This window comes from Lacibacter sp. H407, from assembly GCF_037892605.1.
In the GTDB taxonomy this organism is placed as follows: domain Bacteria; phylum Bacteroidota; class Bacteroidia; order Chitinophagales; family Chitinophagaceae; genus Lacibacter.
Map to the genome: position 1 here is coordinate 42,984 of NZ_JBBKTU010000001.1, position 25,929 is coordinate 68,912.

At 41.9% G+C, this 25,929-nt stretch carries 16 protein-coding genes; 7 read left to right on the plus strand and 9 right to left on the minus strand.

The genetic code is table 11. The features are described 5' to 3' along the window. Positions 1-87 precede the first annotated feature (87 nt). Positions 88-1,179, minus strand: coding sequence for an LptF/LptG family permease (locus WG989_RS00215; protein WP_340426478.1), 1,092 nt, complete (start codon positions 1,177-1,179; stop codon positions 88-90). Between the two features lie 208 nt (positions 1,180-1,387). On the opposite strand from WG989_RS00215, the gene WG989_RS00220 reads away from it, so the two are divergent. The 4 genes from WG989_RS00220 to WG989_RS00235 are packed head-to-tail and all read left to right on the plus strand — an operon-like array spanning position 1,388 to position 5,772. After that, positions 1,388-2,275 carry a diiron oxygenase gene (locus WG989_RS00220; RefSeq protein ID WP_340426479.1) on the plus strand — a complete coding sequence of 296 codons (888 nt, stop codon included), beginning with the start codon at positions 1,388-1,390 and terminating at the stop codon, positions 2,273-2,275. Continuing rightward, positions 2,272-3,267 carry a 3-oxoacyl-ACP synthase III family protein gene (locus WG989_RS00225; protein ID WP_340426480.1) on the plus strand — a complete coding sequence of 332 codons (996 nt, stop codon included), beginning with the start codon at positions 2,272-2,274 and terminating at the stop codon, positions 3,265-3,267. Before WG989_RS00220 ends, WG989_RS00225 begins: the two co-directional genes overlap by 4 nt. Position 3,268: 1 nt before the next feature. Continuing rightward, a complete protein-coding gene (locus WG989_RS00230) occupies positions 3,269-4,801 on the plus strand; it encodes a class I adenylate-forming enzyme family protein (RefSeq protein WP_340426481.1) in 1,533 nt (510 codons plus the stop codon). Positions 4,802-4,851: 50 nt separating this feature from the next. Beyond that, positions 4,852-5,772, plus strand: coding sequence for an NAD-dependent epimerase/dehydratase family protein (locus tag WG989_RS00235; RefSeq protein ID WP_340426482.1), 921 nt, complete (start codon positions 4,852-4,854; stop codon positions 5,770-5,772). On the opposite strand, the gene tgt is transcribed toward WG989_RS00235, so the two are convergent. Beyond that, the gene (tgt, locus tag WG989_RS00240) at positions 5,767-6,906 is read right to left on the minus strand and encodes a tRNA guanosine(34) transglycosylase Tgt (protein WP_340426483.1); all 1,140 of its coding nucleotides are present in this window, start codon (positions 6,904-6,906) and stop codon (positions 5,767-5,769) included. The two genes, WG989_RS00235 and tgt, sit on opposite strands and share 6 nt — an antisense overlap. Positions 6,907-7,092: 186 nt before the next feature. On the opposite strand from tgt, the gene WG989_RS00245 reads away from it, so the two are divergent. The 3 genes from WG989_RS00245 (at position 7,093) to WG989_RS00255 (ending at position 9,611) form a co-directional block, all read left to right on the plus strand. Continuing rightward, entirely contained in the window at positions 7,093-8,169 is a 1,077-nt protein-coding gene (locus tag WG989_RS00245) for a glycosyltransferase (RefSeq protein WP_340426484.1), read from the plus strand. Further along, positions 8,160-8,807 carry a 16S rRNA (guanine(527)-N(7))-methyltransferase RsmG gene (gene rsmG, locus WG989_RS00250; RefSeq protein WP_340426485.1) on the plus strand — a complete coding sequence of 216 codons (648 nt, stop codon included), beginning with the start codon at positions 8,160-8,162 and terminating at the stop codon, positions 8,805-8,807. The genes WG989_RS00245 and rsmG overlap by 10 nt, the downstream gene beginning before the upstream one ends. A gap of 144 nt (positions 8,808-8,951) precedes the next feature. After that, on the plus strand, positions 8,952-9,611 hold the full coding sequence (locus tag WG989_RS00255; protein WP_340426486.1) for a response regulator: 660 nt from the start codon (positions 8,952-8,954) through the stop codon (positions 9,609-9,611). 105 nt (positions 9,612-9,716) lie between these two features. On the opposite strand, the gene WG989_RS00260 is transcribed toward WG989_RS00255, so the two are convergent. The 7 genes from WG989_RS00260 to WG989_RS00290 all read right to left on the minus strand — a co-directional run bounded on the left by WG989_RS00260 (position 9,717) and on the right by WG989_RS00290 (position 25,925). Further along, complete coding sequence (locus WG989_RS00260) at positions 9,717-11,606, minus strand: M1 family metallopeptidase (RefSeq protein WP_340426488.1); 1,890 nt, start codon at positions 11,604-11,606, stop codon at positions 9,717-9,719. Between the two features lie 69 nt (positions 11,607-11,675). Next, positions 11,676-13,031, minus strand: coding sequence for an ATP-binding protein (locus tag WG989_RS00265; protein WP_340426489.1), 1,356 nt, complete (start codon positions 13,029-13,031; stop codon positions 11,676-11,678). A gap of 17 nt (positions 13,032-13,048) precedes the next feature. Further along, positions 13,049-14,224 (minus strand): eCIS core domain-containing protein, encoded by a 1,176-nt coding sequence (locus WG989_RS00270; RefSeq protein WP_340426490.1) that lies wholly within the window; start codon positions 14,222-14,224, stop codon positions 13,049-13,051. Positions 14,225-14,235: 11 nt separating this feature from the next. Then, the gene (locus WG989_RS00275) at positions 14,236-19,230 is read right to left on the minus strand and encodes an eCIS core domain-containing protein (RefSeq protein WP_340426491.1); all 4,995 of its coding nucleotides are present in this window, start codon (positions 19,228-19,230) and stop codon (positions 14,236-14,238) included. 75 nt (positions 19,231-19,305) lie between these two features. Beyond that, positions 19,306-20,058: a CHAP domain-containing protein gene (locus tag WG989_RS00280; RefSeq protein ID WP_340426493.1), complete on the minus strand. Its 753-nt coding sequence runs from the start codon at positions 20,056-20,058 to the stop codon at positions 19,306-19,308. Positions 20,059-20,073: 15 nt separating this feature from the next. After that, positions 20,074-21,510, minus strand: coding sequence for a contractile injection system tape measure protein (locus tag WG989_RS00285; protein WP_340426494.1), 1,437 nt, complete (start codon positions 21,508-21,510; stop codon positions 20,074-20,076). Next, positions 21,510-25,925: a carboxypeptidase-like regulatory domain-containing protein gene (locus WG989_RS00290; RefSeq protein ID WP_340426495.1), complete on the minus strand. Its 4,416-nt coding sequence runs from the start codon at positions 25,923-25,925 to the stop codon at positions 21,510-21,512. The genes WG989_RS00285 and WG989_RS00290 overlap by 1 nt, the downstream gene beginning before the upstream one ends. Between the last annotated feature and the right edge of the window lie 4 nt (positions 25,926-25,929).

Genomic DNA, 25,929 nt, shown 5'->3' on the forward strand with positions numbered 1-25,929 from the left:
ATGGTCTGCTTTCAAGTGAATCGTCCAAAGGTAGCCAATCCAGAGTTTCACAACAACAGAGAAGATGAAAAGTTGATGAACTTTTTCTTATTTCGGAGCCCGTTTATACAGCCAGATAGCTACGATGGCAAACAGCACATTGGGGATCCACGCAGCAATCATAGGTGGCAGGTTTCCTTTGGTTGAAAACACCATGGAGAATTTATCGATAATGATAAATGAAACCCCCATAATGAACGCTAATGCCAGATGAAAGCCACTTCCACCTCTGATCTTACGACACGCCAGTATAGATGCGATCATCGTCATTACAATTACAGATACAGCACTTGCATCACGGCGGTAACGTTCAAACCGGATGGCATTGATGCCTTCTGATCCACGTGTTTCTTCCTGCTTGATGAAACGGTTCAACGAAGGCGTTTTCAACTTATCTTTTTTGAAATCATCTTCCGAAATATCAGTTGGCAAGTAACCCATTTTGAGATAATAGTTCGAAAGCATTTTTACTTCTTCCTTTAACCCGTCAATTTTCCGTTCAATGGCCGACTCCATTTTCCACTGCTTCTTTGCCGTATCCCAGATAATGGTTTCGGAGCGAAGGTTGTAATACACCTGGTTGTTTTTTACTTTTTCCAGAAAAAAACCATTGCCGATTTTAGCGGTTGTATCATAATTCCGCATACCGGCATACGTATAGGTATCAACCCGAAAATGAATATTGTTGAGATACTGCCGTTGCTGTTTGGCAATATTTCCCATATCTACATACTTGTTTTCAAAGTTGGTGCGAATGATATTGGCTTCGGGAATCAAAAAATGATTAGCGGAACCCAGCAACACTGCCAGAAAAATACCACCCACCCAATACGGACGAAGAAAACGACCCAGACTCATGCCCACACTCAACATGGCCACCACTTCACTACGTAGTGCAAGTTTTGATGTAAAGAACACCACAGCAATCAATACAAATACCGGAAACAAAAGGGCAATGATGTGGGGAAGAAATCCATAGTAGTACTTGGTAACAATATCGCTGAAGCCCAAACCACTCCGTACAAAATCTTCGCTTTTTTCGCTGGCATCAATGGCCAGTGTGATCAACGAAAAGATCAACAGCAGGAAAAAGAAGGTTTTTAAAAACGACTTTAATATGTACCAATCAAGGATTTTCATCAGTGGCTGCAAAGTAAGGACAGAAATTGGAAAAGAAACTGTTAGAATTGCAAACAAACAGCCATTTAACCCGAGGCAGTGGCAAATTCAGCCAAATAAAATAAAGCCAATTGTAAAATTTGCAAACGAGAGGCGCCCTTGTTTTGCTACTTTTAAATAAGGTAATTTTAGCAACGAATACCCGTTGCAATCCCATAATAAATTCACAATGATAACAACAGCTGATATTGAAAAAGTGGAACGGCTGATCCGGTTAAGTGAAACCAATGCCGTTTTACCCGATGAGTTTATTCCCTGGCAAATGCAGGAGAAAGAAGAACTGTTGATGCCGGAGGAACTTGTATCGCTGCAGGGGCATCCTTTATTTGATACACTCTCAGCAACACAAAAAAGAGAATTGGGCCGGCACGAAGTAGTACAGGTAATGTATTCCTATGCATGGGCCGAAGGACTGGCTTGTTTTATTTTCAACAAACGATTGTTGAAAATTTCGCCCGACTCGGTTGAATACCGCTATCTCGTAAAAGAATTAATTGAAGAGTTCCGCCACCAGGATATGTTTGCCAAAGCCATTCGTTTATTGAATGGTAAAAAGATCAGGCTGTCGAAGTTTCATCAGTTTGTTGGTCGTTTCCACGGCAGGTATATGCCGGCCTCTTACCAGTTTATTTCGGTACTGGCGGTTGAACTGGTAACAGATATTTATGGAAAGATGATCCGTAAATCGCCGGCTGTATTTGAACCAATCCGCAAAGTATCGGAGCTGCATCACATTGAAGAAGGGCGACATATTCATTACACCAAAATCTGGATGAAGCATTATACAGACAATGCAGGTTTCTTCAAACGAACAGCATTCAGTATTGTAGTGCTGCTCAATATCTGGTACATGCGTTCGCTGTATGTTACGAAAGAAAATTTTGAAGCGATTGGCGTAAATGATCCGGGTAAGTATGCAACCATTGCCCGTAAACATCTCAAACAAAAGTTCGGCGAGTTTTATCTGGATGAGATCATTGAATTTGTGAAGGAATTCAACGGCTTCAATTTTATTACAAAACCCCTGTGGAGAAGCATTCTTGCTGCAAAAATATGAAGCGTGTTTTTATCGAACATATTGAATCGTACTTACCCGATGAACGTATCAGCAACGATCATGTAGAAGAAAGAATACGTGCCGGTGGATTTCCAATACAAACCGGCTTGTTGGAAAAAATGATTGGAAGCGAAACACGTTATTACGCAGAAAAAAATGAACAGGCTTCTGATTTAGCGGCGGCTGCTGCAAAAAAGATCATTGAAAAAATTCCAAACCGAAAAATCGACCTGTTGATTTTCGCTGCTGCTTCCGGCGATTTAATTGAACCTGCCACCGTAAACATTGTACAACAAAAACTCAGATTAAAATGCCCCGGGTTTGATCTGAAAAACGCCTGCAACAGTGTAACCAATGCTATTGAAATTGCAAGTGCATTGTTGCTGCAAGGCAGTTATGAAAACATTCTGATTGTTAGTGGCGAAAAAACGAGTGACAGTATAAAATATACCAATCTTGAAAAAGAAACCATCAAAGATCATTTTGCTGCATACTCATTTGGCGATGCAGGTGTTGCTTTGCTATTAACTACAACAACCGATGATAAGGGATTCATTTTTCAGCGTCATCAAACATTTGGAGAGCATTGGAATCTTTGTCGTATTGAAGGCGGTGGCTCCATGTATCCGAGCGATGCAAGCAAACTCGTTTTCAGCGGCGATACATTTGGTTTGAAAAATGTGATTTACGAGATTGCTCCGCCCTTTGTAAAAGATTGTATAAAAGAAGCCGGACTTACCGTGAATGATATTGATCTTATTTGCACGCACCAGGTTTCAAAAGATACGTACCGCATGGTAGCTGAAACACTTTCGTATGATGTAAATAAGATCATGCAAACATTTCATCTCTTTGGTAATACAGCAGCTACATCTGTTCCCATCGCCTATCAACAGGCGCTGCTGGAAGGCCGCTTGCAGAAAGGGAATATTGTAATGCTGTTGGGTATGGCAGCAGGTATTAATATTTCGGTACAACTAATGAAAGTGTAGCATGCTGTATCACTCTCCTTTTTTACAACTGCTTGAACAATTGCCCGCCAATTATGCGGTATGTATTCATCAACATAAAACATTAATCGCAGCCGAATTGATTGCGAAAAGTAAAAATCTTGCTGCGTACTTAGCTGCAAAAGGAATCAGAAAAGGCGATCATGTATTACTTGCATGCGATGTGGGAACTGAGTTTTTAGTGTTGTTTATGGCCTTGATTCACTTGCGAACAAAAACGGCTTTGGTTGATCCACATATGGGCAATCAACGATATGCATCCAAGCTGAAACAGTTTCAACCAAAGTGGGCATTTATCGATAGTCGTTTGTTATTGCTACAAGAACATCCTGTTGTTCGCTATCTCTATAAAAAAAGAAAAACAGGTGCGTTCTATATCCCTTACTCAACCAGCTATACGATATTTGCAACGGGTATGTGGTTGCCATTGCTGCAACGCCACTACAAACTGAAGTATTCGGAAAGCACTGCTGTTGATTTTAGTCAATCGCAGGAAGATGATGAACTGGTTGTTGTGTACACATCAGGCACCTTAGCAGAACCCAAAGCAGTGGTGCATACCATGAACAGTTTGTTTGAAAGCTTAAAAACGGTAGCCGGTTTATTTGACTCAAACAAGCAGGCATCGATGGTAACACATCTTCCTCAGTTTGCATTAATTGGTATGATGACTGGCTATAAAACGTATTTCTGGAAAGAGAGCACAGTACCAAAAGAACGAATTGCATTTATCAAAGAACATCACATAACTACTTTATTCGGACCACCTGCTGAATATCGTGACCTGATGAATTACTGTAAAGAAACCGATCAACTTTTTCCGGAAAGTCTGCAGCATTTAATTCTCGGATCGGCACCGGTACTAAAACCGTTATTGATCGAGCTGCGAAAATTCAGCAATGCAAAAATCACCTGTTTGTATGGAATGACAGAGAACCTGGTTGTGGCAAGCGTAGATGGTGACGAAAAAATAAATTATACAGGAAAAGGCGATTTGTTAGGAAAGCCATTGGAAGCGATGCAGTATAAAATTGCAGAAGATGGCGAACTATTCATTCGCTCGCCGCTTTTATACAAACGTTATTTTCATTTACAGAAAGCCGACGAATTTCACGCCACCGGTGATTTGGTTGAAACAGATCCGCAGGGAAGATTTGTGATGAGAGGACGAAAAAAGAATATGATCATCCGGGCGAATAAAAATATTTATCCCGGCCTGTATGAAACAACTATCGCACAAATTAATGGTGTGAATGATGTGTGCCTGATGGGATTGTACGATGAAGCCATACATGATGAACGGGTAATACTTGTTGTTGACGCCGATAAATCGTTAACAGAAAAAGCGTTGATGAAGGAATTAACGAGTGGCAAACATGCAATTGATTCAGATGCATTGCCGGATCATATTATTTTTCAGCCGATTCCAAAATCAGGCCGTCAACAGAAAGTCGATCAGCAATTATTAACAGAACAAATTAAACAACAACTGCCATCGCTTACGACATCATCATAACAGGAGCTACCGGCTTTATTGGCGCTGCCTACATCCGCTACTTTTCAGCATTGGGTTATAAGGTGTTGGCATTGGGCCGAAGTAAAGAACCGCATTCGAACTTGTTGCAATATGCAAGCTATCAATCGGTAGATATTGCTGGTAACGTTCCTCCGTTGGAAGCAACTGTTTGCATTCATTGTGCAGGTTTAGCATCGGATAAAGAATCACTTCAAAATTTACTGCAGGCAAATACAGAAGGCACAAAAAATGTATTCAGTAATATTAAAGCTGATCATTTTATTTATCTCTCATCTGCCTCTGTGTACCCTCCTAATGGATTGCTGCATACCGAAGATGAGTTGATAGATGAGACAGAACTGTCTGCCTACGGCTATTCGAAATTCAAAGCAGAACAATGGTTGCAACAACAGGCATCCACTGCAACAAAAATTACTATCATACGGCCACGAGCTGTATATGGTGCCGGCGACCGGATACTGATGCCACGTATTCTTCGGTTGAAAAAAGGCCCTTTTCTTGTGTTGCCTGCCAAATTAGATTATACAATTTCACTGACAAATATTGAAAACCTGTTGCTGGCAACAAAGGAAATTATACATGCAAAACAAGCAATTCAATATGAGATTTACAATATTACTGATGACCCTGTTCATCAATTGGGTGAAGTAATTGAGCGTACCTGGGAAATGCTGGCTGCGAAAAAAAACATTCCCGTGAGAGTACCGCAATCGATCTTACAGTTGGCATCCAAACTATTACCTCTCTCCGACCTCAATGCAAACACATTGAAGTATTATCTCTGTCATCATCAACTGCTGAATAAAAAGATCAAAACAACATTTGATCTGGAGCTGCCGCATAACTTTTCGAATTACATGCCTGTATTGGAAAAATGGATCCAATCGATTCCATTAAATGATCTGCAAAAAGGCGCTGCTGATTTGCCCTGGAGAAATGAAACCTTATAACCTCGTCTTCATCACTTCCACCATCTCTTTTTTCCAGCTTACAAAATCGCCGGCAATAATATGTTGCCGTGCCTGCTTCACCAGCCACAAATAAAATGCAAGATTGTGTGTACTGGCAATGGTAAGTCCGGTAATTTCTTTTGCTTTGATGAGATGACGCAGATATGCTTTGCTGTAATAATTGCTCAGCTCACAATCGATGCCATCATCCAACGGAGAAAAATCTTTTTCCCATCGTTTGTTATCGATATTGATGACGCCTTTACTGGTGAAGAGCATGGCATTTCGTCCGTTGCGTGTTGGCATCACACAATCAAACATATCCACTCCCAAAGAAATACACTCGAGGATATTCCATGGCGTACCAACACCCATTAAATAACGTGGCTTTTGCACGGGTAATTCATCGCAACACAACTCTGTAAATTCGTACATCATTTCTTCCGGCTCGCCCACACTCAATCCGCCAATGGCACAACCCGTTAGATTTGCATTGGCCATAAATTGTGAAGACGCAGTTCGCAGATCTTTATAGGTACTTCCTTGTACAATCGGAAAAAGATTCTGTGTGTATCCGTATTTATCAGGCGTGTTTTGAAAATGCTTGATGCAACGATCTAACCAGCGATGCGTTAACTCCATCGACTTCTTTGCATAGTTATAATCGCTGGGATAAGGCGGACATTCATCGAACGCCATTACAATATCAGCACCAATACTGCGCTGAATATCCATTACGCTTTCTGGTGTAAACAAATGTTTGCTTCCATCAATATGACTTTGAAAAACCACGCCTTCTTCTTTGATCTTCCGGTTACCTGCTAATGAAAAAACCTGATAGCCGCCACTGTCGGTAAGGATCGGTCTATCCCAACCGTTGAATTTGTGCAAACCACCCGCTGCTTCCAGCACTTCAGTTCCCGGACGCAGGTACAGGTGATACGTGTTACCGAGAATAATTTCAGCTTTTACTTCCTGCTTCAATTGCTCAATGGTGAGTGCCTTTACACTACCAACTGTGCCCACCGGCATAAAAATGGGTGTTTGAATGGTCCCATGATCGGTAGTGATCTCCCCTGCTCTTGCTTTTGATTGCTGATCGGTATGTTGTAACTGAAACTGTAAAGCCGCCATAGGGCGCAAAGATAATGGAAGAAGCGGTGAGCTATTAGCTGTGAGCTGCGAGCCACTGCCAACTATCTACTTCCTACTTGTTCACACATCGTCTGTAATATTCCCTTCACATTTCCTTACAATGCAATATTTTCGCAGCTGCTTATGAGTGTGCACTGGCCCGAAATCTTATTTATCAGCTTTTGTTTGATAACTGCAGTACAGCTGTTTTATTACCTGTACTTTTTTATTCGTTTGGCATTTTATAAAAGCCCCAAACAGGAAAGTTCCATGCAGCATGCCGTGTCGGTAATTGTGTGTGCACGGGATGAAGCACAAAACCTGGCTGAGAATTTACCCGATATTTTACAACAGGAATATCCTTCGACATTTGAAGTAGTAGCGGTGAATGATAATTCGTTCGACGACAGCAAGTATGTACTGGAGTATTTATCAAAACCCTTCCGCAATCTTCGTCCTATTGAATTAAAACAGGAGGCAAGACATATTCACGGAAAGAAATTTCCATTGTCGGTTGGTATTAAAGAAGCCAAGCACGAGTTATTATTGTTGACCGATGCTGATTGCAAACCAGCCAGCAAACAATGGATCGAACACATGCAACATGCATTTTCCAATGGAAAAGAAATTGCATTGGGATATGGTGCTTACCTGAAAAAACCCGGCCTGCTGAATAAACTCATCCGCTTTGAAACATACCTGAGTGCGTTGCAATATTTCTCATATGCATTGGCAGGCAAACCTTACATGGGTGTGGGCCGCAATCTTGCTTACAAAAAAGAACTGTTCTTTCGCAACAAAGGATTTTCATCGCACAGTCAATTACCAGGTGGCGATGATGATCTGTTCATCAATAAAGTAGCGACTAAAAAAAATACTGCCATTGTAATAGATCCGGATGCATTTACACTCTCTGAACCAAAAACAAGATGGAGTACATGGCGCAGCCAAAAGGCACGACATTACACTACCAGCAAATATTACAAAGCATCGCATAAATTGCTGTTAGGTTTATTTTCATTATCGCATGTATTGTTTTATCCTTTGATGGCAGCCAGTATATTATTTTTCAATTGGTGGATCACATTAAGTGTATTTGGATTGCGGTTAATTGTGCAAGGCATCATTTACTACCGTACTATGAACAAGCTCGACGAAAAAGATCTGTTCTGGTTATATCCCTTGCTGGATATCTGGCAATGGTTTTATTATCTTTTCTTTGCAACTACATTATTTAAAAAACCAAGAGCCAATTGGAAATAGTCCGGAAATATTTTACAGAGTTTACGCCCACACAGTTGCAGCAATTGGAGCAACTTGCAGCGGTATACAAAGAATGGAATGACAAGATCAACGTCATCTCACGCAAAGACATTGACAGCCTTTACGAAAAACATGTGCTGCATTCCTTGGCCATTGCAGCCGTATTTGATTTTCAACCCGGCACACAAATTTGTGATTTGGGAACCGGTGGTGGTTTCCCCGGCATTCCCTTGGCGATTTTTTTTCCGGATGTACAATTCCATTTAACCGACAGCATCAATAAAAAATTAAAAGTGGTGAACGAAGTGGCAACAGCCATTGGTTTGAAAAATGTGACCACACAACATACACGCACCGAACAGATCGAAAACCGCAAGTTTGATTTTGTAGTGAGCCGTGCCGTTGCTCCCTTGCGTGATCTCTGGCATTGGAGTTTGCCCATACTCAAAGCAAAAGGACAGGGAAAATCGGCCAATGCATTTGATGAACCGGTGTATGGTGGCCTCATTTGTTTGAAAGGAGGTGACCTGAGAGAAGAGATCAAAGAAAGTGGCCTCAGCCCGCTTATCTGGGAAATTGACCAATTGTTCCCGGAAGAGTTTTTTAAAGAGAAGTATGTGTTGTCGGTAAAACGCTGATTGCCAGTTTGCTTACAACGCAATTGTGTTGATATTTTGCCACTCTTTTCAAGTGCCACTACACCATCAAAGCTCGCCTGCCGTTTGTCACTATTACCGCTTCGTGGTATTTTTCATGTTCTCTATAATCGTCAACTTTGCAGTATGAGTAAAATTTCGGTTTGTATTGTAGAAGATGTAACGGACATCCGACAGGCGTTGGAGCAGATCATTGAGTTGAGTGAAAACTGTTCGCTGGCCGGTTCGTTTTCATCGGGTGAAGAAGCGATTGTAAAAATTCCGTTAGTGAAACCAAACGTCGTGTTGATGGATATTGGTTTGGGTTCTACCAACGGCATTGATATCGTAAAAGAATTGAAACCACAGTTTCCTGAAATTTTGTACATGATGTGTACAATTTATGAAGAGGATGAAAAGATCTTTGATGCCTTACGTGCCGGAGCAAACGGTTATATTCTGAAAAAATCATCGCCGGCAAAATTATTAGATGCCATCGGTGAGTTGGTTGATGGCGGTGCACCCATGAGCAGCCAGATAGCTATGAAAGTAGTGACTGCTTTTAAAGATCTTCCTGTACAGGAAGCCATTGCTCCCACTGCGCACATTGAAGCAGAAGACATTGCTATGTTATCACGCCGTGAAAAAGAAATTCTTGAATGGCTGGCACAAGGAAAAATTTATAAAGAGATCGGCAAAGAACTAAACATCAGTGCAGAAACGGTTCGTAAGCACGTATACCATATTTATGAAAAGTTGCACGTTAATAATCGTGTGGAAGCTGTGAATAAATTTTACGGGAGATAAAATTCCAATTCACAAACTATAAAAAAAGAAAGGTTGATAAGTAAGCCGGCAAACGCCAACCAACTTATCAACCTTTTTTATGAATATCAATTTACAGTTCGGTTATCACCACTTCAACTCCAGCCTATTATTTTTCCGATCTACATCCGCCATGCGGTGCGAGGGATCAATTTCAACAGTAGTTAATTCCGTTAAGCGTTTATCAAATTCAATTATATACGACGTGTGTGTCCATTTCCATGCAGGATAAACCGTACGTGGCAGTTGATCTTCAGCAGGCTTTTGTCCGAACATCAAATAGGCCGGTATATAATGCATTTGCTGTGTACCATCTTTGAAGGTGACCACCAGATCAATCGGCATCGGTATTTCATTAAGGCGTTTGATGCGCACTTTCGATTTGCCGCCTTCTTCCCACAAACTGTCAATGCCATAGTCAATGGTTTTGGTTCCATTCACCCAATATTCTTTGTACCAATCAAGTTGCAAGCCGCTTACTTTTTCGGCGATGCGTAAAAAATCGTTTACATCCGGATGTTTGTAACGCCACTGATTGTAATATTCCAACAGAATTTTATCACGCACATCTCCACCGGTAATATAACCCAACTGCGAAAGAAACACAGCTCCTTTTGAATACGATGCAATGGAATAGGCATAGTTGGTATTGAAATGATCAGCATGCGTTGTCATGGGTTCTTCCAATTGGCTTTTCACCAGATTGAAATAACTGCTGTAATTATCGCCATGGAATTTCGGGAGTTTGGTATCGCTATGCGTTGTTCCATTTCGCTTTGCCATTTCGGTAAAATAATAATTGGCTACACGGTCAGTTGCATAATCGGTAAAACCTTCGTCCATCCATGCATATAAACTTTCGTTGGTACCCATCAGCATCTGGTACCAGGTGTGCATCCATTCATGAAACACCGTACCAAGTCCCGGTCCATTCAACAACGTAGCCATGGGATATTCCATTCCACCATCGCCGCCTTGTAAAAATGTATATTGCTTATAGGGATAGGCACCAAATGTTTTGGCAATGAAAGGATACACCAGTTCAGCTGCATCAGCTACACGTTTCCAGTCGTCTTCGTTTTTTTGATTACCGGGCACATGATTGTACAACACATGAATGGTTGGACCATTTTTTACCTGACGAACAATATGTTTGTATTCTGCATCAGCAGCCCATACAAAATCGTGCACATTGGGTGCAGTGAATTTCCATGTAAGTTTTTCGCCGGCAGGTCGCACTACTTTTGTGCCTTTTGCTTCATACCCATATCCAATTTGATTGGCGTTGGTTAAATAACCGGTGCCACCAATGATGAAATTTTTATCGATGCTGATGTTTACATTAAAATCGCCCCACACGCCGTAAAACTCACGGGCAATGTATGGATTCGGATGCCAGCCATCTTTATCGTACTCACATAATTTTGGATACCATTGTGCCATCGAAAGCTTAACTCCGTTTGCTGCATCTCTCCCACTGCGACGCACCTGCAACGGTACTTGTGCATCCCACTCCATTTCAAGGATCACTTTTTGTTTGGGAAGAATCGGTTTGCTTAACTGTACTTCCAGAATTGTTTCGTGTTCAACTGTTTTTTGCAACACGCCATTCAACTTCAACCATTTTATTTTTTGATAGCCAATCTCATTTTCCTTGAGGTTAAGAATCCGGTCACGCACACGTGCATCCCAATCGGGACGATTACCCACTCTTGTTTTCCCTAACTCACGGCTACGGGTATCCATCATACTGTTTGGCTGAAATGCATTCCAGTACAAATGATAAAACAACTTATCTAATGTATCGGGAGAATTGTTCGTGTATTCCAGTTTTTGTTTACCGCTGTAACGGTTCGTCATTACATCTACATCAATATCCATCTCATACTTCACCCGCTGTTGCCAGCGATTAGGCTGTGCAACCAGCATAAATCCTGACAAAACAATGGCAACAATCATTAAAAATTTTCTATACATGCTCTTGATTTTGAGCTGTAAATATCTTTAAAAATTGTGTGCACAAAAACTTAAATGATGAACGGGCTGTTAAAGTGACTTTTCTTCTTTGATGAGCTCTTTACGGATGCCATCTAGCAAATGAGCTTTACTGAGAAAGGATTGCTTGGCTGCATACGCACTCAACGCAGCAAATTGCACCGCATTGAGAATTGATGCACCACTCATTTCGTATTGCCTGGACAGTTCCTGCAATTGAACCGTATTATCGGGAGGCAAAGATGCTGGCAAAGCTTTTTGCCATAATTGCAAGCGTTCTGCAGCATTGGGCATGGGGAAATGGATCACTGCGTGAAAGCGGCGAAGAAACGCTTCGTCCAGATTGGTTTTGAAATTGGAAGCGAGGATGAGTAACCCGGGATAATCTTCCACCCTTTGCAGCAAATAACTTACTTCCTGATTGGCATATTTATCATGACTGCTTTGTACGCTGGTGCGTTTGCCAAACAATGCATCTGCTTCATCAAAAAACAAGATCCAGTTCTTTGATTCGGCTCTGCGAAAAACCGACTCCAGATTTTTTTCTGTTTCACCAATGTATTTTGAAACGATCTGCGACAGATCAATACGATATACTTCTTTCTGAAATTCTTTTCCCAGCAAAGCTGCAGTTAATGTTTTTCCTGTTCCGGATGGCCCGTAAAACAAAACACGATACCCGGGTTTTACTTTCCGTTTTAAATTTTCATCTTCAAACAATTGATGATGATGTTGCAGCCAGGTGCTGATATCATTTACCTGCTGTGCTGTTTGTTGATTGAGCACTACATCGTTCCAGTTCATTTCTGTTACTACACGCTTGGCAGGAAAATCAAGTCCGAAGCGTGGTGTTGATTCTTTGTTCAATAAAATTTTATCCACCAGATCCTGCGCCAGAATAATGCGACCGCTCATAACAGGTTCACCTTCTTTAACCGGTTCCAGCCACAACAAATTTTGTGTAAAGAAAAAATGATCTTCTGCAAAATAGCGGTGCAGTTTCAACCGCTCCTCTATCCGGGTTCCTGCAATGATAAATTGTGCCGTTTCACCTGTTGGTAACATGCTTCGGTGATTGGTTCCTTTTACACCGCCAAACTCGGCAAAATCGCCACCGGCAGGTAAATGCTCCTGAATGATCGTTTCAAAAAAATTCGGACTTATATGCGGCACCAGGCCCAACATTAAAATGATCCATTCATCCGGATGTTGAAGTTGTGGTACCTGTTGCACAATTTCCTGTTTTAACAATGTACCATTCAAATGTTCATGCAGCCATTGTTGCAAATCAATTTGCTGTCCGTTGAAATGAGATTGCATACGATGAGCAATGATTTTTTTCAAATCAGCTATTGCTGCTTCCAGTGCAAACGATGAGCGAATGTTTTTATGTAAGGTGTAGAGCATATTTAAATTTACTTTATTTAATCGGAACCTGTTTCGCTTACGGGATCGGGGCACTCGCATGTAACGGTGAAAATGTTGGCGCCATTTGCATCGAGTGCAGCACTTGCTGCATCAGAAGAGGCCCGTCTTGGCACTTCCACATTATCGTGTATGGTTTGCACGTATGCAGCAAGGTCGCTTTGACAACCGGTAAACGCATACGGCGTTCTTACTGTTCCTCTGTATGTATTGAATGCCGCCACATGTTGATTTTCATGTTGACGCAACGTAGTGTTGATGAAATTACGAACAGCAGCCTGCTCACAAGCGTTGAGATTTGAAGGCACCGACGGAAGTGTGACCGTTGGATTTGTTGTAAACACAGAAACTACATTGCCACTGATGCTGATGCATTCATTACCGGAGCAGCCATCGCATTCGGGTGCAACACTTGGTCGCCCACTTGTTGAAAAACTATTTCCATAATTTGCGTCGGTGCTGCCGGCAACACTTACATTTTCACAATTACCTTGATGCGTTGTATTTTGTGTGTATAAGCCCTCGCCTTCCAATTGAAAAAGTGGTACCTGTTTTTCTGTATCCGCTTGTTCTGTTTGTTGCTTTCGCTGAAGACTGCTTCCTGATTGTTCCTTGCTTTGCTGTACTACATGCACCAGTTCATGCGCCATCAATTGTTTCCCTTCTGCTGATTCTGTGTTATACTGCCCTTCGTTAAATACAATATGATTACCGACAGTGTATGCTTTTGCATTTACTTCTTTTGCGGATTGATTGGCCGCAGCATCCGTATGAATTTTTACATGGCTGAAATTGTAACCCATCCGGTTAGTAAAAAATGCTTGTGCTGTTTTCGGTAATGCTATACCGTTGCCATGCAAAGTATGGATGTACGATGATGTAACAGGTGCTGCAGTTCCTGCACCGGCTTCTTTTCGATTGAGCTTTTCATCTTCCTTCTTCTCTTTCCCTTTCTTCATGAGTTTTTCTTCTTCCTGTTCAGGTTTTCGTTTGATGTTTTTTTCTTCCTCCTCACAATGTTCACACTTGCGTTGCACAACAGGAACCGGCTGAAAAAAAGAAGCCTGCGGGCTCTCTCCAAAAAAAGATTGCTCCTGTTTGTTTTCTTTGTTGCTATTTACTGCATCGTGGGAAGCAGTGCGGCGGCGGAAACGGCGGAAATAAGATTTTTTCATTATTATTTTATTTAAGGGCATCCTTCCATTGTATCACTCTTTCTTAGATTATCAGCCCGTGAGATAACCTGAGCATTAGAATAACTGTTACTACCTCCCTTGGCTCTTGGGTAGATATGATCGACATTTGCTTTTAATGAATCATTCGGATCATTGTCATGCAATACTTCAGATGGGTTACAATCCGATACCAATTGACCTCCATGATTTGTCATGTTTGCATTTAATACTGCTCTTTTCTGCGATGTTGTAAAATCATTGAATGGTGCTACATTGGTTGGATCTGCAATTGAAGAGTATGGCCCTGGCATACTCGTATTCTTATTCAACAAATCAAACAACCCAACAATAGCTGGAATTTTACGATCACCGACCGATAAGTCCTGCAAAGGCTCGACAGCTCTTAAAAGTTTTTCACGAATAAATTCCGGTTGAGATCTGGCTCTCGTGCCTCCTACTTGACTCGTATTCCAATCTTCGATATATCTATCAATCGCATTATCATCAACCTGCCTTAATGCGTGATCCAGATTTCTTCTGATTCTTGGTTTCCCTTGAAATGATGGCATTTCATTCAGTTGCTCAATAGCCCTAGACAAATAAAGAGGCAATAAGATTCGCAAGTCACTTGACATTGTTATTTCAATAACACCTCCCCTGCTTGTCCATCTCAATTCATGATGTTCATCGCCCATCATAAAAGGAACTGCTTCATCTGCATCTGGAAAACTTCTTACTCTTGCTGAATCAGGCGCAGCCGGCTCTGCTCTTCCCATCACCCGATCCAACAAATTCATTCCCGTATCAACTGCTCTGTTCACCAACCATGTCAATGCTTCATCTACCATTTCCCTTGCACGTTCAATCATTTCGCCTACTCGCCGGCCAATACCACTTAAGCCCACTTGGTTCGCAAGGAATCCAATTACTACCGGCATAGCACGTGCCATTGTCCGTTCCAAATAATTAGCGGCTGTTGTAATATTTCCTTCCGCTATTTCTGCTACACCATTCACAAACGAATTAACTACTTCCAGCATTTCACGCAGGTACTTGATAAAACTCTGAATGGCACTGTAAATTGCAATTGCACTATTCACAACCGCCATAATACCAGTTGGATCAAGCATGCTGAGCAAACGGGCCACCATCCGATTGATGATCTGCTCCATCACCCAGTTTTTCACTGCATCCAGAATTGTATTCCAGAGATTACTGAGTTGCTCCTGAATTTTATCCCAGATAGCAGCCATACCACGTTCCTGTACATCTTTGATAAATGTCCAGATGCCGTCCAATGTGTTGATCATTCCTCTGATGCGTGCTACACGTTGCGGACCAATGCGTGGATGCGCTGCCAGTTTCTCCCATATCTTTTCCATACTTATGCCCAACACTTCCAGTACCCATGCAATTACACCACGTAATGACAGATCGCTGAGTTCCGGCACTCCTGCATCTCGCAGTTCACTCATTAACCATCCCACCAAACCCTGTATGAGATGTTGCAGGATATTATCAAAGAACTGAATGAACCCTTGTTTAATTGCACGCAGCAGATTTTTCAGGAACGCAACCGGATCACGCTTGATGCGATCGAACGCTGCCATTGCCCGTGTGATGATATTATTGATAAGATCGAACGGAAAATTCATCACAATCAAAATAGCTTCGATCACGATCTTCACAATGGTGATCACAAATGCGATCAATCGTCCAATGGGTTCGCCGAATGTTGCCAGTATTCGTCTGAATGCTCCAACGGGATCCATCAGATCATGAATACTGAACGAATTCCACAGATCAATGAACAATTGAATGATCGCAGCCGGCGTCATATTCAAGCGGTTAACCGCCGCCGTTATCTTGGCTACTGTCCGGTCGATTGCTCCTGTTTCTTTCAACTGGTTGTACTGCTCTTCACCACCTTCCATTAAACTGAAGAACCCTTTGATCACATTCTCAATAGTAAACGGTACGGCTTCGTGTGTAAACGGATCTTCGCCAATGATGACCGTTATCAACGAATAACCACGCACCGTTCGTGCCCATGCACTCAGCCGCAGCATCAAAACTTCTTTGATGAGCTTTAAAATTTCAGTGCCTACACGTATCACAAAATCAAGTACACGATTGATAGGATCAGCAAATGTGTCATAGATACTTCTGAAAGTATCAACGGGATTCATCAATGCATCAATTGTTACCCGATCCCAGATAGCACTGAAGTTTTGGACAATACTGTTGTACAGATCGCTGAACACAGCAATACCTTCATCGATATAGTCAACCACTTTCTGGAACGTACCCGTTTCCTGCATTTGCGTACGCTGCTGTATTCCTTCTTCTCCGCCCAGCTCCAGCAATGCATTGAGAATATTGGTTCCGTTCCTGTCAACCTGTTGTTTGGTAACGGGATCTTCGCCCAAAATCACTGTGAGCAATGGATAAGCATTGGTGTGTTCTTTAATAAAGTCCACAATTTTTTCCAGCAGGAACTGCTTCACCATTTCGAGTAGTTCCCCTGCCGCACTTACTGCAAAATCAATGATGCGATTGATGAACCGCAATACGATGGCCGCACCGTTTCTAATAACGGTGGTGGGTGAACGCAGATCGAGCAGCTCCAGTTCGTTCCAGAACTGATCAAACTCACTGAACAGATCGTTCACAATTGTTTCGAGATCAGCAATTCGTCCGTCGATCCATTCAGCAGCAGCATCGAGTTGATGTTGCTCATCCAATTTTTGATGCAGCAATTCGCCACCCGGCATTATATCAAATGCCGCTTCAATAAAGTTGTGCCCGTTACGTATTACATCATCACCCGTAATCGGATCTCTGCCTAATACAACCCGCAATGCTTTGTATCCCGGAATGTGCATGGCAACATCTCTTGCTTTCCGCAATACACAGGCGCTTGTATCGTTGAAGCTGGTGATGTCAACACAACCCAGCAAGCTGGATGTACTTACATAACTCAATGCATCATCAATCACCGAACGTTGCACCACTTCTTCTTCGTTGCTCTTCATCTGCACCGGCGGGCCACGCCCCTGCGCATCATGCATTTCATGATCGTGAAATTCACTATCCTGATTCAAAGAACTGTTGTCGGTTTTTGTTTGAATTCCGTGTGCAGCTGCGGCAGTTGAAATTGTTTTATTTGCAACAGCTTCGTCGTGTATGAATTCATCCGCTTGTTTTTTCTGTACCTGGTTTACCGGGCCTGCATTTATTTTTTCCTCTTCTTTAATCTCCTCTTCTTTTTTCTGTAGCTCATTCTTCTCTTCCGATTTTTGAATTGTCTGAGCTGTTGTTTGCAATCCCTGCGTTGCATCTACACTCCAATTACTCAATTCCTGTTTCGCCTGAATATTGGTTTCATGTTCGTCACCGGGTTCTTCTTTCCGTTCGAGCAGCACTGCTTCGTTTCGTAATTCAGCTAATGTTTTCGGCACTTCCGGAACAGCAGTTGTTTCACCATCGCCCAAAGCACCTGTCATGATCAATAACGGATCAAAGAAAGCTGTCCATTCACTCAGCGGATGATCTTTTGTTTGCACTTGTCCGCCAAGGTTATCTTCACCTGCTGTATTTCCATTCACAGTTTTAACGGTGTTGCCGTTTACACTTTCAACAATTGCAAAATGTGAAAATGCATTTCGATAAGCAATATCACCCGGCAATGGCATGGTACCGGGAGCACGTGCAGCTTCGGGCTTGATCATGCGTTCGCCCAATTTCCATTTCGGCATAGGCACTCCGCTTTTATTCAAAGCCCAGAACACAAAAATGCCACACCAGCTTGGCATCGCATCTCTTGATCCTGTTTTTGTACCCATCATTCCGCTGCGGTCTGTTTTGCTGGTAGTATCAACTACCATCACACCATGCTGCTCACGTTTCTTTTTAATATCCTGTTCTGCTACTGCACCTTTTACAGCGCTACCTCCTCCACTCACTATCATTTCTTCACCAAACGTTGTTTTAAAAATTTCAACCAGATGTTCCCATCCGGTTCTGTTACCATCGGCCTGTGGTTTATTCGCATCAATTTTTCCTTCAACTGTTTTTGCTTTTTCAACGGCATTGGTTAATTGCGAAGGAACGCCTGTGGCGCTTCGCTGAATTATTTGTTTACGTGCAACTGATTTTGTTGCGACTGTGGTTGGAGCATGCGAATGACTCGCACCTTGCTGAATAGTGTGTGTAAGTTCATGTGCAAGCAACGTTCCTCCGGCAGATGTATTCGGCGAATACTTACCGGCATTGAAATAGATATCATTGCCATGCGTGAATGCCTGTGCATGAATAGTACTGCTCAGGTTTTCGGCATAGCTGCCTGTGTGAATACGTACGCCGCTGAAATCAGCACCGAAACGACTTTCCATAAATTGTTTGGTACCGGATGGCAACGCAGTTCCTGCTCCTTTGGAAGAAGAAAGATTTTGTGCAAACGATCCTTGTATAGAGCCTGCCGGCGGGCCCCTGCCACTGCGTTGAATAACATCGGAATGATAAACGGATAATTCTTTTCGGTCAATTGAATAATCAGTATCAGTTGCTGCATTTGTATGATCAAAAGAAGATGGAGTTTCTTCACTTCGTTGAATCATCCGGAAAAGTTTGGCTTGTGCTGTTTCTTCTTTTTCGCAGTCTGTGCATTTGCGTTGAATACTGATCACCGGTGCCTCCTGCTTTGCCTGGAGTTGCTCTTCCTGTTCCTCCTTCCGCTGCACATCCTTTTCATCGTTTGATGCGATTGATGGAACGGTGTCGGGCATGCGCATTACCTGCTCGGCCACTGTATCGGCTTCTTTTTCCTGCGGATCATCGGGACTGCTTACCGAAAGTTTTGCCTGTATTGCTGACGAAAAAAAAGAGGGACTTTCTTTCGCACCAAAAAACGATTCTTCACCTGCTTTCCGAAAGAAGGATTGCCCCGGCTGCTGTTGCTGCCGTTGCACATGCACATTCGTTGTTTTTTCTGCAGATGAAAACACGTTTTCGGAAGTTGAAAATTGAAAATAAAAAATCGAAAATCAAAACAGCATTCATCACTGATCATTCATTACTCATCATTTGTATTCAATAAATCCTCTGTTGATCTTTGCAATTTTTCGTTGCAGCCGAAATACACCAATACCATTTCTGCTGCCTGCATTATTACTGTTGCCTTCAATAGTATGTACAAATCCACCTTCTACTTTTTCGATAATACCGGTATGACCTGAACTACCTCCCGTATTCATCATAAAAATATGTCCGGGTTTAATGAGCGATGGTTTGTCAACTGCTTCAGCAGTCAATATTTTTTTTCCTTTGGTTTTATTCCAATGCGTCATCACATGACCTGTTTTTACCAATGGATTTGCTCTGCCATTTTTAACGGCTGCTTTATCAAAACACCAATATACAAATGCTGCACACCAGAATAAACCCGGCGGTAAACCTACGCTGGCAAGATATTGATTGACGATCGGTCCTTTGTTGCTGCCAGGGGGATCTTCCATTACTCCTAGCTGGCTGATGGCAACGTTCACTGCTTCCGTCAAAAGTTGATTTGGTGCGGTATCTGTTACTACAATTGTATCAGTACCAAATAATGCGGCCCATGTAAGAGAGCCAACCTGTCCATCCACTTCCAATGGATTTCCAAACTGATCCATGTGCGTAGCCTGAAAAAGTTTTATTGCATTTTTCGTTTTGGCTGCATACACACCTGTTCCCTGCAGATCGCCGATGTGTAACTCCATCAGTTTTTTCTGAATGGCTTTTACAATTGCTGTATTTGCCTCTCCTTCTTTAATGATCCGGTTTGGGTATTTCATGTTTTATCGTTTTGGTTAATGAATCCATTCCGTTTTCAACATCTGTTCCATCCATGGTAATTTGATCATGGACATATTCCAGGGCAGATGCTGTAATAACATATCGTAGGGTTGCTGTTCAACCTGTAACAGCCATTCACTTCCATTGTAACTGAGTTTTCCATTGCGTTGCAAAAACGATTGCCGCAAACCTTCCAGCGATGTGTTTTGCAAAATATTCCAGTATTCAATTACTGATAACAATACTTCGTCTGCTTCTTTCCGTAACACTTTTGTGATACGAAAGCTTCCTGTGTGCACCGGCTTCGTAACAGCTAATCCGCAAAGTATTTTTGGAAGCGCCAGATCATACTCCTGTATTTTATCATTTCCTGTAACCATATATTGCAACAGGCAAGTTGCTTTCTGATGATCTGAAATTGATTGATCCGATACCAGTTTTAGTTTCTCAAAGAATGCAGGTAAAAACGCTGCAGCAATTACAAGTCCTGCATTGGAAATAAAAACCGGTTCGCCCAGCGATTGCTGCAATTCCTGCATATCCAACAGGTCCTGCCCTTGCTGTATTAACTTCTGTATTCTGAATTTCCTGGCTTCGTTTTTATACCGTGTTGATTTCTTTTCTGCCGATAACTCTGTCTGTAATGCAAGCAATCGTTTTGATTGAAACTGAAGTTCTGCCACCACTTCAATTACCGAAGGATCGATGAGTGCTTTTTTATGAATGGATTGTGCAAGTTCCTGTTTGATCTGAACAGGATCAGCAGTTGGTGAAAGATTCAGCAAAAACGCTTTGTACACCACCTGCCGCATATAATAGTAATTATGAACAATGGCAATTTTCATAAGCAGCTGCAAATCATGAATGAGCTTCAAATAAAGAGGCGGACGTTGCTCGTTATAGGAATTAAACAATTCAACAGTTGATTGAAACGGGATCAACTGCATCAACCGTTCCCGGGCAGCAGCGGAACTTCCTACAATTTCTCTCAATGGATTTGCAAAATTTTCATCTGCCTGCAGAAACAGTTTCTCTAATTGCATATTCCATTTTTCAATGGAGATACCTGCCGCATTCCATTGCAGATAACCATGCTGCAGATAAAACAAAAATGCATTCGCAAAGTATTGATCGCTTGTTTGTTCTTTATATCCGGATGAAGAAATGGCTCCGTTCTGAATCAACTGAATTTTATCTTTCAACTGCTCAGTTATTTTTTGCGATGCCTGTTGTTTCCAATCGGTTGCTGTAAGTTCAACTTCCAGTTGCAATTCGTCAATTGAAATCATTGTATCAGGAATTGCCACTTCATCGAGTTTTGAAGTAAGCTGTTGGATAAATTCATCAAACCAATCTTTTACCTGCTGCTGAAATGAAAATCCATCTGTACTTCCATTGAACTGAAAGTCCAGCACGGTTCGCTTAATGATATGTGTTGAATTTGGATTCATCAGATCACGCTCCTGAGTATATCAAGAATTTGTTTCATCAAACGCAAATACTTCGGCTTATTTAGCGCTTCGCCATTGGCCTGTGTACGCTGCATTTCTCTGTTAATATCTTCAGCAATAGCTTTTACCATGCTCATTTCAGCAGGGGCAAATACACCTGTTGCGATCAACTGTGCCCATTCACTGGTATGCCTTTGAATAATAGCAAACACTCTGTTCATTGGCACTTTGGCTACATCAAAATCTTCCTTCTGAATACAAACAATGTACATAGCCAATTGATTGAGGATACGATACATTGCCAGCGCCAGCAAGCGGAGATCTTTGCGGTTCACGATCAATCGTTGTAACTCCGTTAGCCATTTGATCAATGAATCCTGAATGGCTACTCCATTGATCGGGTTAGCAAAGAATTCGATCTGCTTATCAACTGAACTGCTAACGATGCCTCGCATCATCTCAAACAACTCTTTTACATTTCCAAACGAAACAAATCCATCGGCATTGATAAATGTTGAGAATCGGTTTGGATCAACGTCTGTAATACCATCAAAGAGTTTGATAATATCCGGGAGCGGACCACATACTTTTTGTGGAGTTGTATCACGAAGCTGCACTTGTACTGTAACTGTATCGCTGTCGCTTGCGCCTTTATCATCTGTTACTTTCAATTCAAACGAATAAGTACCGGCAACCAATCCTGTTACGCTTGTTATTGCAAGGTTAGGAGTCACAATAACAGGAGTATTCGGACCGGCAATTCTTGTCCAGTTAAATGTAAGAGCAGCACCTTCCGGATCAGTGGAAGCAGTACCATTTAATGTAATGGCTCCATTGGTTGCAGTGAGCGTAACAACCTGATCGGCTCCGGCATTTGCAACGGGTGGTTGATTGGCAGGTGCGGCTACAGTGATCGTTACAGTATCTGTATCTGTTGCTCCGTTATTATCTGTAACGATCAATTCAAATTGATACACGCCGGGTTGCAATCCTGTTACAACTGTTTGCACTAATGTGGGCGTAACAATTGTGACATTCGAAGGGCCGCTTAATTGATTCCATTTAAAAGCTACAATGGTACCATCTTCATCTTTGGAATTACTTCCATCCAATATCACAGCATTGTTTGTGGTTGTCAATACAATTGTTTGATCTTGTCCCGCATCAGCCACAGGAGGCTTGTTCTCAGGTGCCGGGGGAGGATTTACGGTTACCTGCATGGTATCTCTGGCAATAGCGCCTTTATCATCAGTAACACTTAACTCAAACACATAGATACCTTCTTCCAGATCCCGTACATCTGTTTGTGAACTGTTTTGTGTAACGATCGCAGGATTTCCTGGTCCAACCAATTTTGCCCATTGGAAAAAAGTAATGCTTCCATCGGGATCAGTTGATGCAGAGCCGTCGAGCGTTACCTGGCTTTGCGGCAATGTAATTGTTTGATCAGGTCCGGCATTTGCAACGGGCCCTTTATTTGGAACATCCGGCGCTACTACATCATTGACGATATATTGTATCGGCGGGCAATCGGAGCAACACCTGTAAGGCAAATAAAAATCAGCGATCACCATGCCCTGTTGCAGTTGCTCCTGCAAATTATCTTTTGCTTCACGCAGGATGATCCTCATATTGGTATCATCATCTGTTTTCACTACTTCGTGTACTTCATAACCAATTGCTTCCACCACTAACGTATAAGGAAGTATACTGCCTGTAAAACGGAAACTTCCATTGGCAGCTGTAAGTGTTCCTTCATTTGTTTCAGCGATGTACACTTTTGCTCCTGCTACTGCATCGTTTGCTTCATCCAGTACAAATCCTGCAATACTTGTTTTTTTCTCAATGAATGTTTCTGTTGAATCGGTAAACAAATTATTGGTTGCTGAAAAAGTTCTGCGTTCGGCCGAAGCTTCTCTTGCCACAAAACTCAGATTACTGTTTCCACGTGAGCGACTTCGTGCATGATAAACGATCACAAATGTTCCGCCCATCGGTACGCCTGCTTTATGTTGCAGGCCGGGATGCAGTTTATTAAAGTATCCAAACTGACGCAATCTTGTAAGCATCAGGTATCGCTTCATATAATCTTTCTTCAATGAAAGCAAGGCACTGCATTTACAATTATAAATGAGTACATCAAGGTGATCTAAAAAATCTTCCACTAACAAGATTGCTGATAATAACCGAAGCAGAGTATTGCCTGAAAGTGGATTTGTTGCAAGCGTATTCGTTGTTGCACTGTTTGTACCAACTACAGAAGCACCTGCTGCATTGGTTACAGCATCTCTACCCACTGTTGATGCGGCTTTTGCACCTCCGGTAATAATGGTAAAAAGCGATTTCAAACTTTTTGCATATTCGCCCAATTTTTCTGTGGCACTACAATACGCTTTTACATCAAATTCAGATAAATCTTCAGTGAGCAATGTTGAAAGACGAATAATGCCCAATGGTATTTTAAAGAAGTTGAGCAAGGCAAGATAAATGGTAGAAGCCTGGTTGCTTAAGTTATCGGGAATATCATCGTTGTTGATATCCTGCACATTGATTCCAAACGCCTGGAAGAAACTTTCAATCGTAAGTGTTTCATCAGTTAATCCCTTGCGGTGAAGGAACTCGATCATTACACCCAATGAATTTTCTTTGATCACGTATCCTTTATCGCACACATCAAACAAATCAACGGTAGATAGCTCACCTGCCAGCGACATTTTACGAAAGAAAGCATTGACCAATGTAAACGTAAAATCATAATAATATTTCAACTCTTTACACAGCATGCACAATATTTCCCGGCGCATACTATCGTACATGGATTCAAGATCCTGAAAATGACAAAGCATCTCCATTGCATCTTTTGAACTTTCCAACCTGTTTGCTACAGAATTAAATTGATTGCTGAAACCTGATGCGGTATCTGTACTCAATGCAATAATATCAACCGGTAAACGATTGCGTTGGATCTGTTGCTTCACCTGTTTCAGAACATGTACATACGATTTACCTACTATTCCTTCAACCCGTAAAAAATTATATGGCTCCAGATCGTATTGAAGTGGATTTCGAACAAAATCATCATTCACCCCATTATTATACAAAGCAGCATGGTATGACAAATGACGTTTGGCATCATGCAACAATGTGCGGCGGTGATCCCAACTGAGATAAAGCGGTTGTGCACCACTGTTTACAAGGTAATAGTAAGGAATCGCTTTTTTTGACAACGGCACATCCCATAACATGCTTGGTGTAATACGAAGTGATGCATCTTCTTTTGTGTTGTTCCCCGAAACGGTTGGCAGAAAGAAGCTATCGATCAAAAGCACCAGCCGTTTGAATAAACTTTTTAACTCATCAACCATTCCCTGCTGATCAAACAACGGTGAATAAATAAAATAATGACGGTATGGAACCACTCCACTTGTAACAGAAGGTATTGCTTCGCCCAAGAGCAAATGCCGTGGGAACAAATCACTATCAGGGCAACAAGTGCTTAATACATGAGTACCCGCCCGTCTGAATTCCTGATAGGCTAATAACAGATCACTAAACAGATCATAATGATACTGGAGATGAATGAGTTGATTTAGATTGATGCTGCCATCATGCAAATACGAAAACTTTGTTGCCAATCCGGTAAATGGATTGGATGCATAGTCCGATCCGACGATTGTTCCAAAAACTGAATACACATTCTTTAGTGTAGTTTCAACCTGATCAAGAAATGGTTTATCCAGCACTTTAAAATATGCCTGAAAAATATCCTGACTGTAAACAGGCGATGTATTTGTTACATCCCAACGTTTCATTCTTATTTCCGGCAAAGCGGTGTAGGTGTTAACAGCAAAACTTCCGGCTGTTGTGCCCATCAACAGTTTCGCATCCTCTGTTGTAACTGCCATTGGCAAAAATGATACTGTAACATTGATCCCTTTGTCATCGCATGAATTTGGATCGCAGTTTTTATTGTCTTCTTCTTTGAGCTCTACAAACAAGAGGATCACTTTGTCTTTCAAAAAACCCTCATCAATATCTTCCAGATCAGGATCAACTGCCGGTTGTTTCAGTTCCCACACATCCATTGGAATTTTATTGCCGCTACCATCCAACTTGTAAAATTTATCATACACACGGGCTGTATCAACTTTGTATTTTTTATACTGGGTGTACGATTTGGTATTGACGGAGATAAGGTGCCCCTCCGATGTTACACCACAACCTTTTGTAATGGTAACTTGTGTTTTTGTATTGTTGATCTGCATTTGCAGCCCGCACACAATACCAATGCCGATCAGGTTCGTACGGGTGATACGATTCTGTTCATCAAGATAGCCGAACAATTGATTCAGATCTTCAGATGTGAGCAATTGATCTGCTACAAACTTTGGAAACTCAACTTGTACCGGAAGCATATAA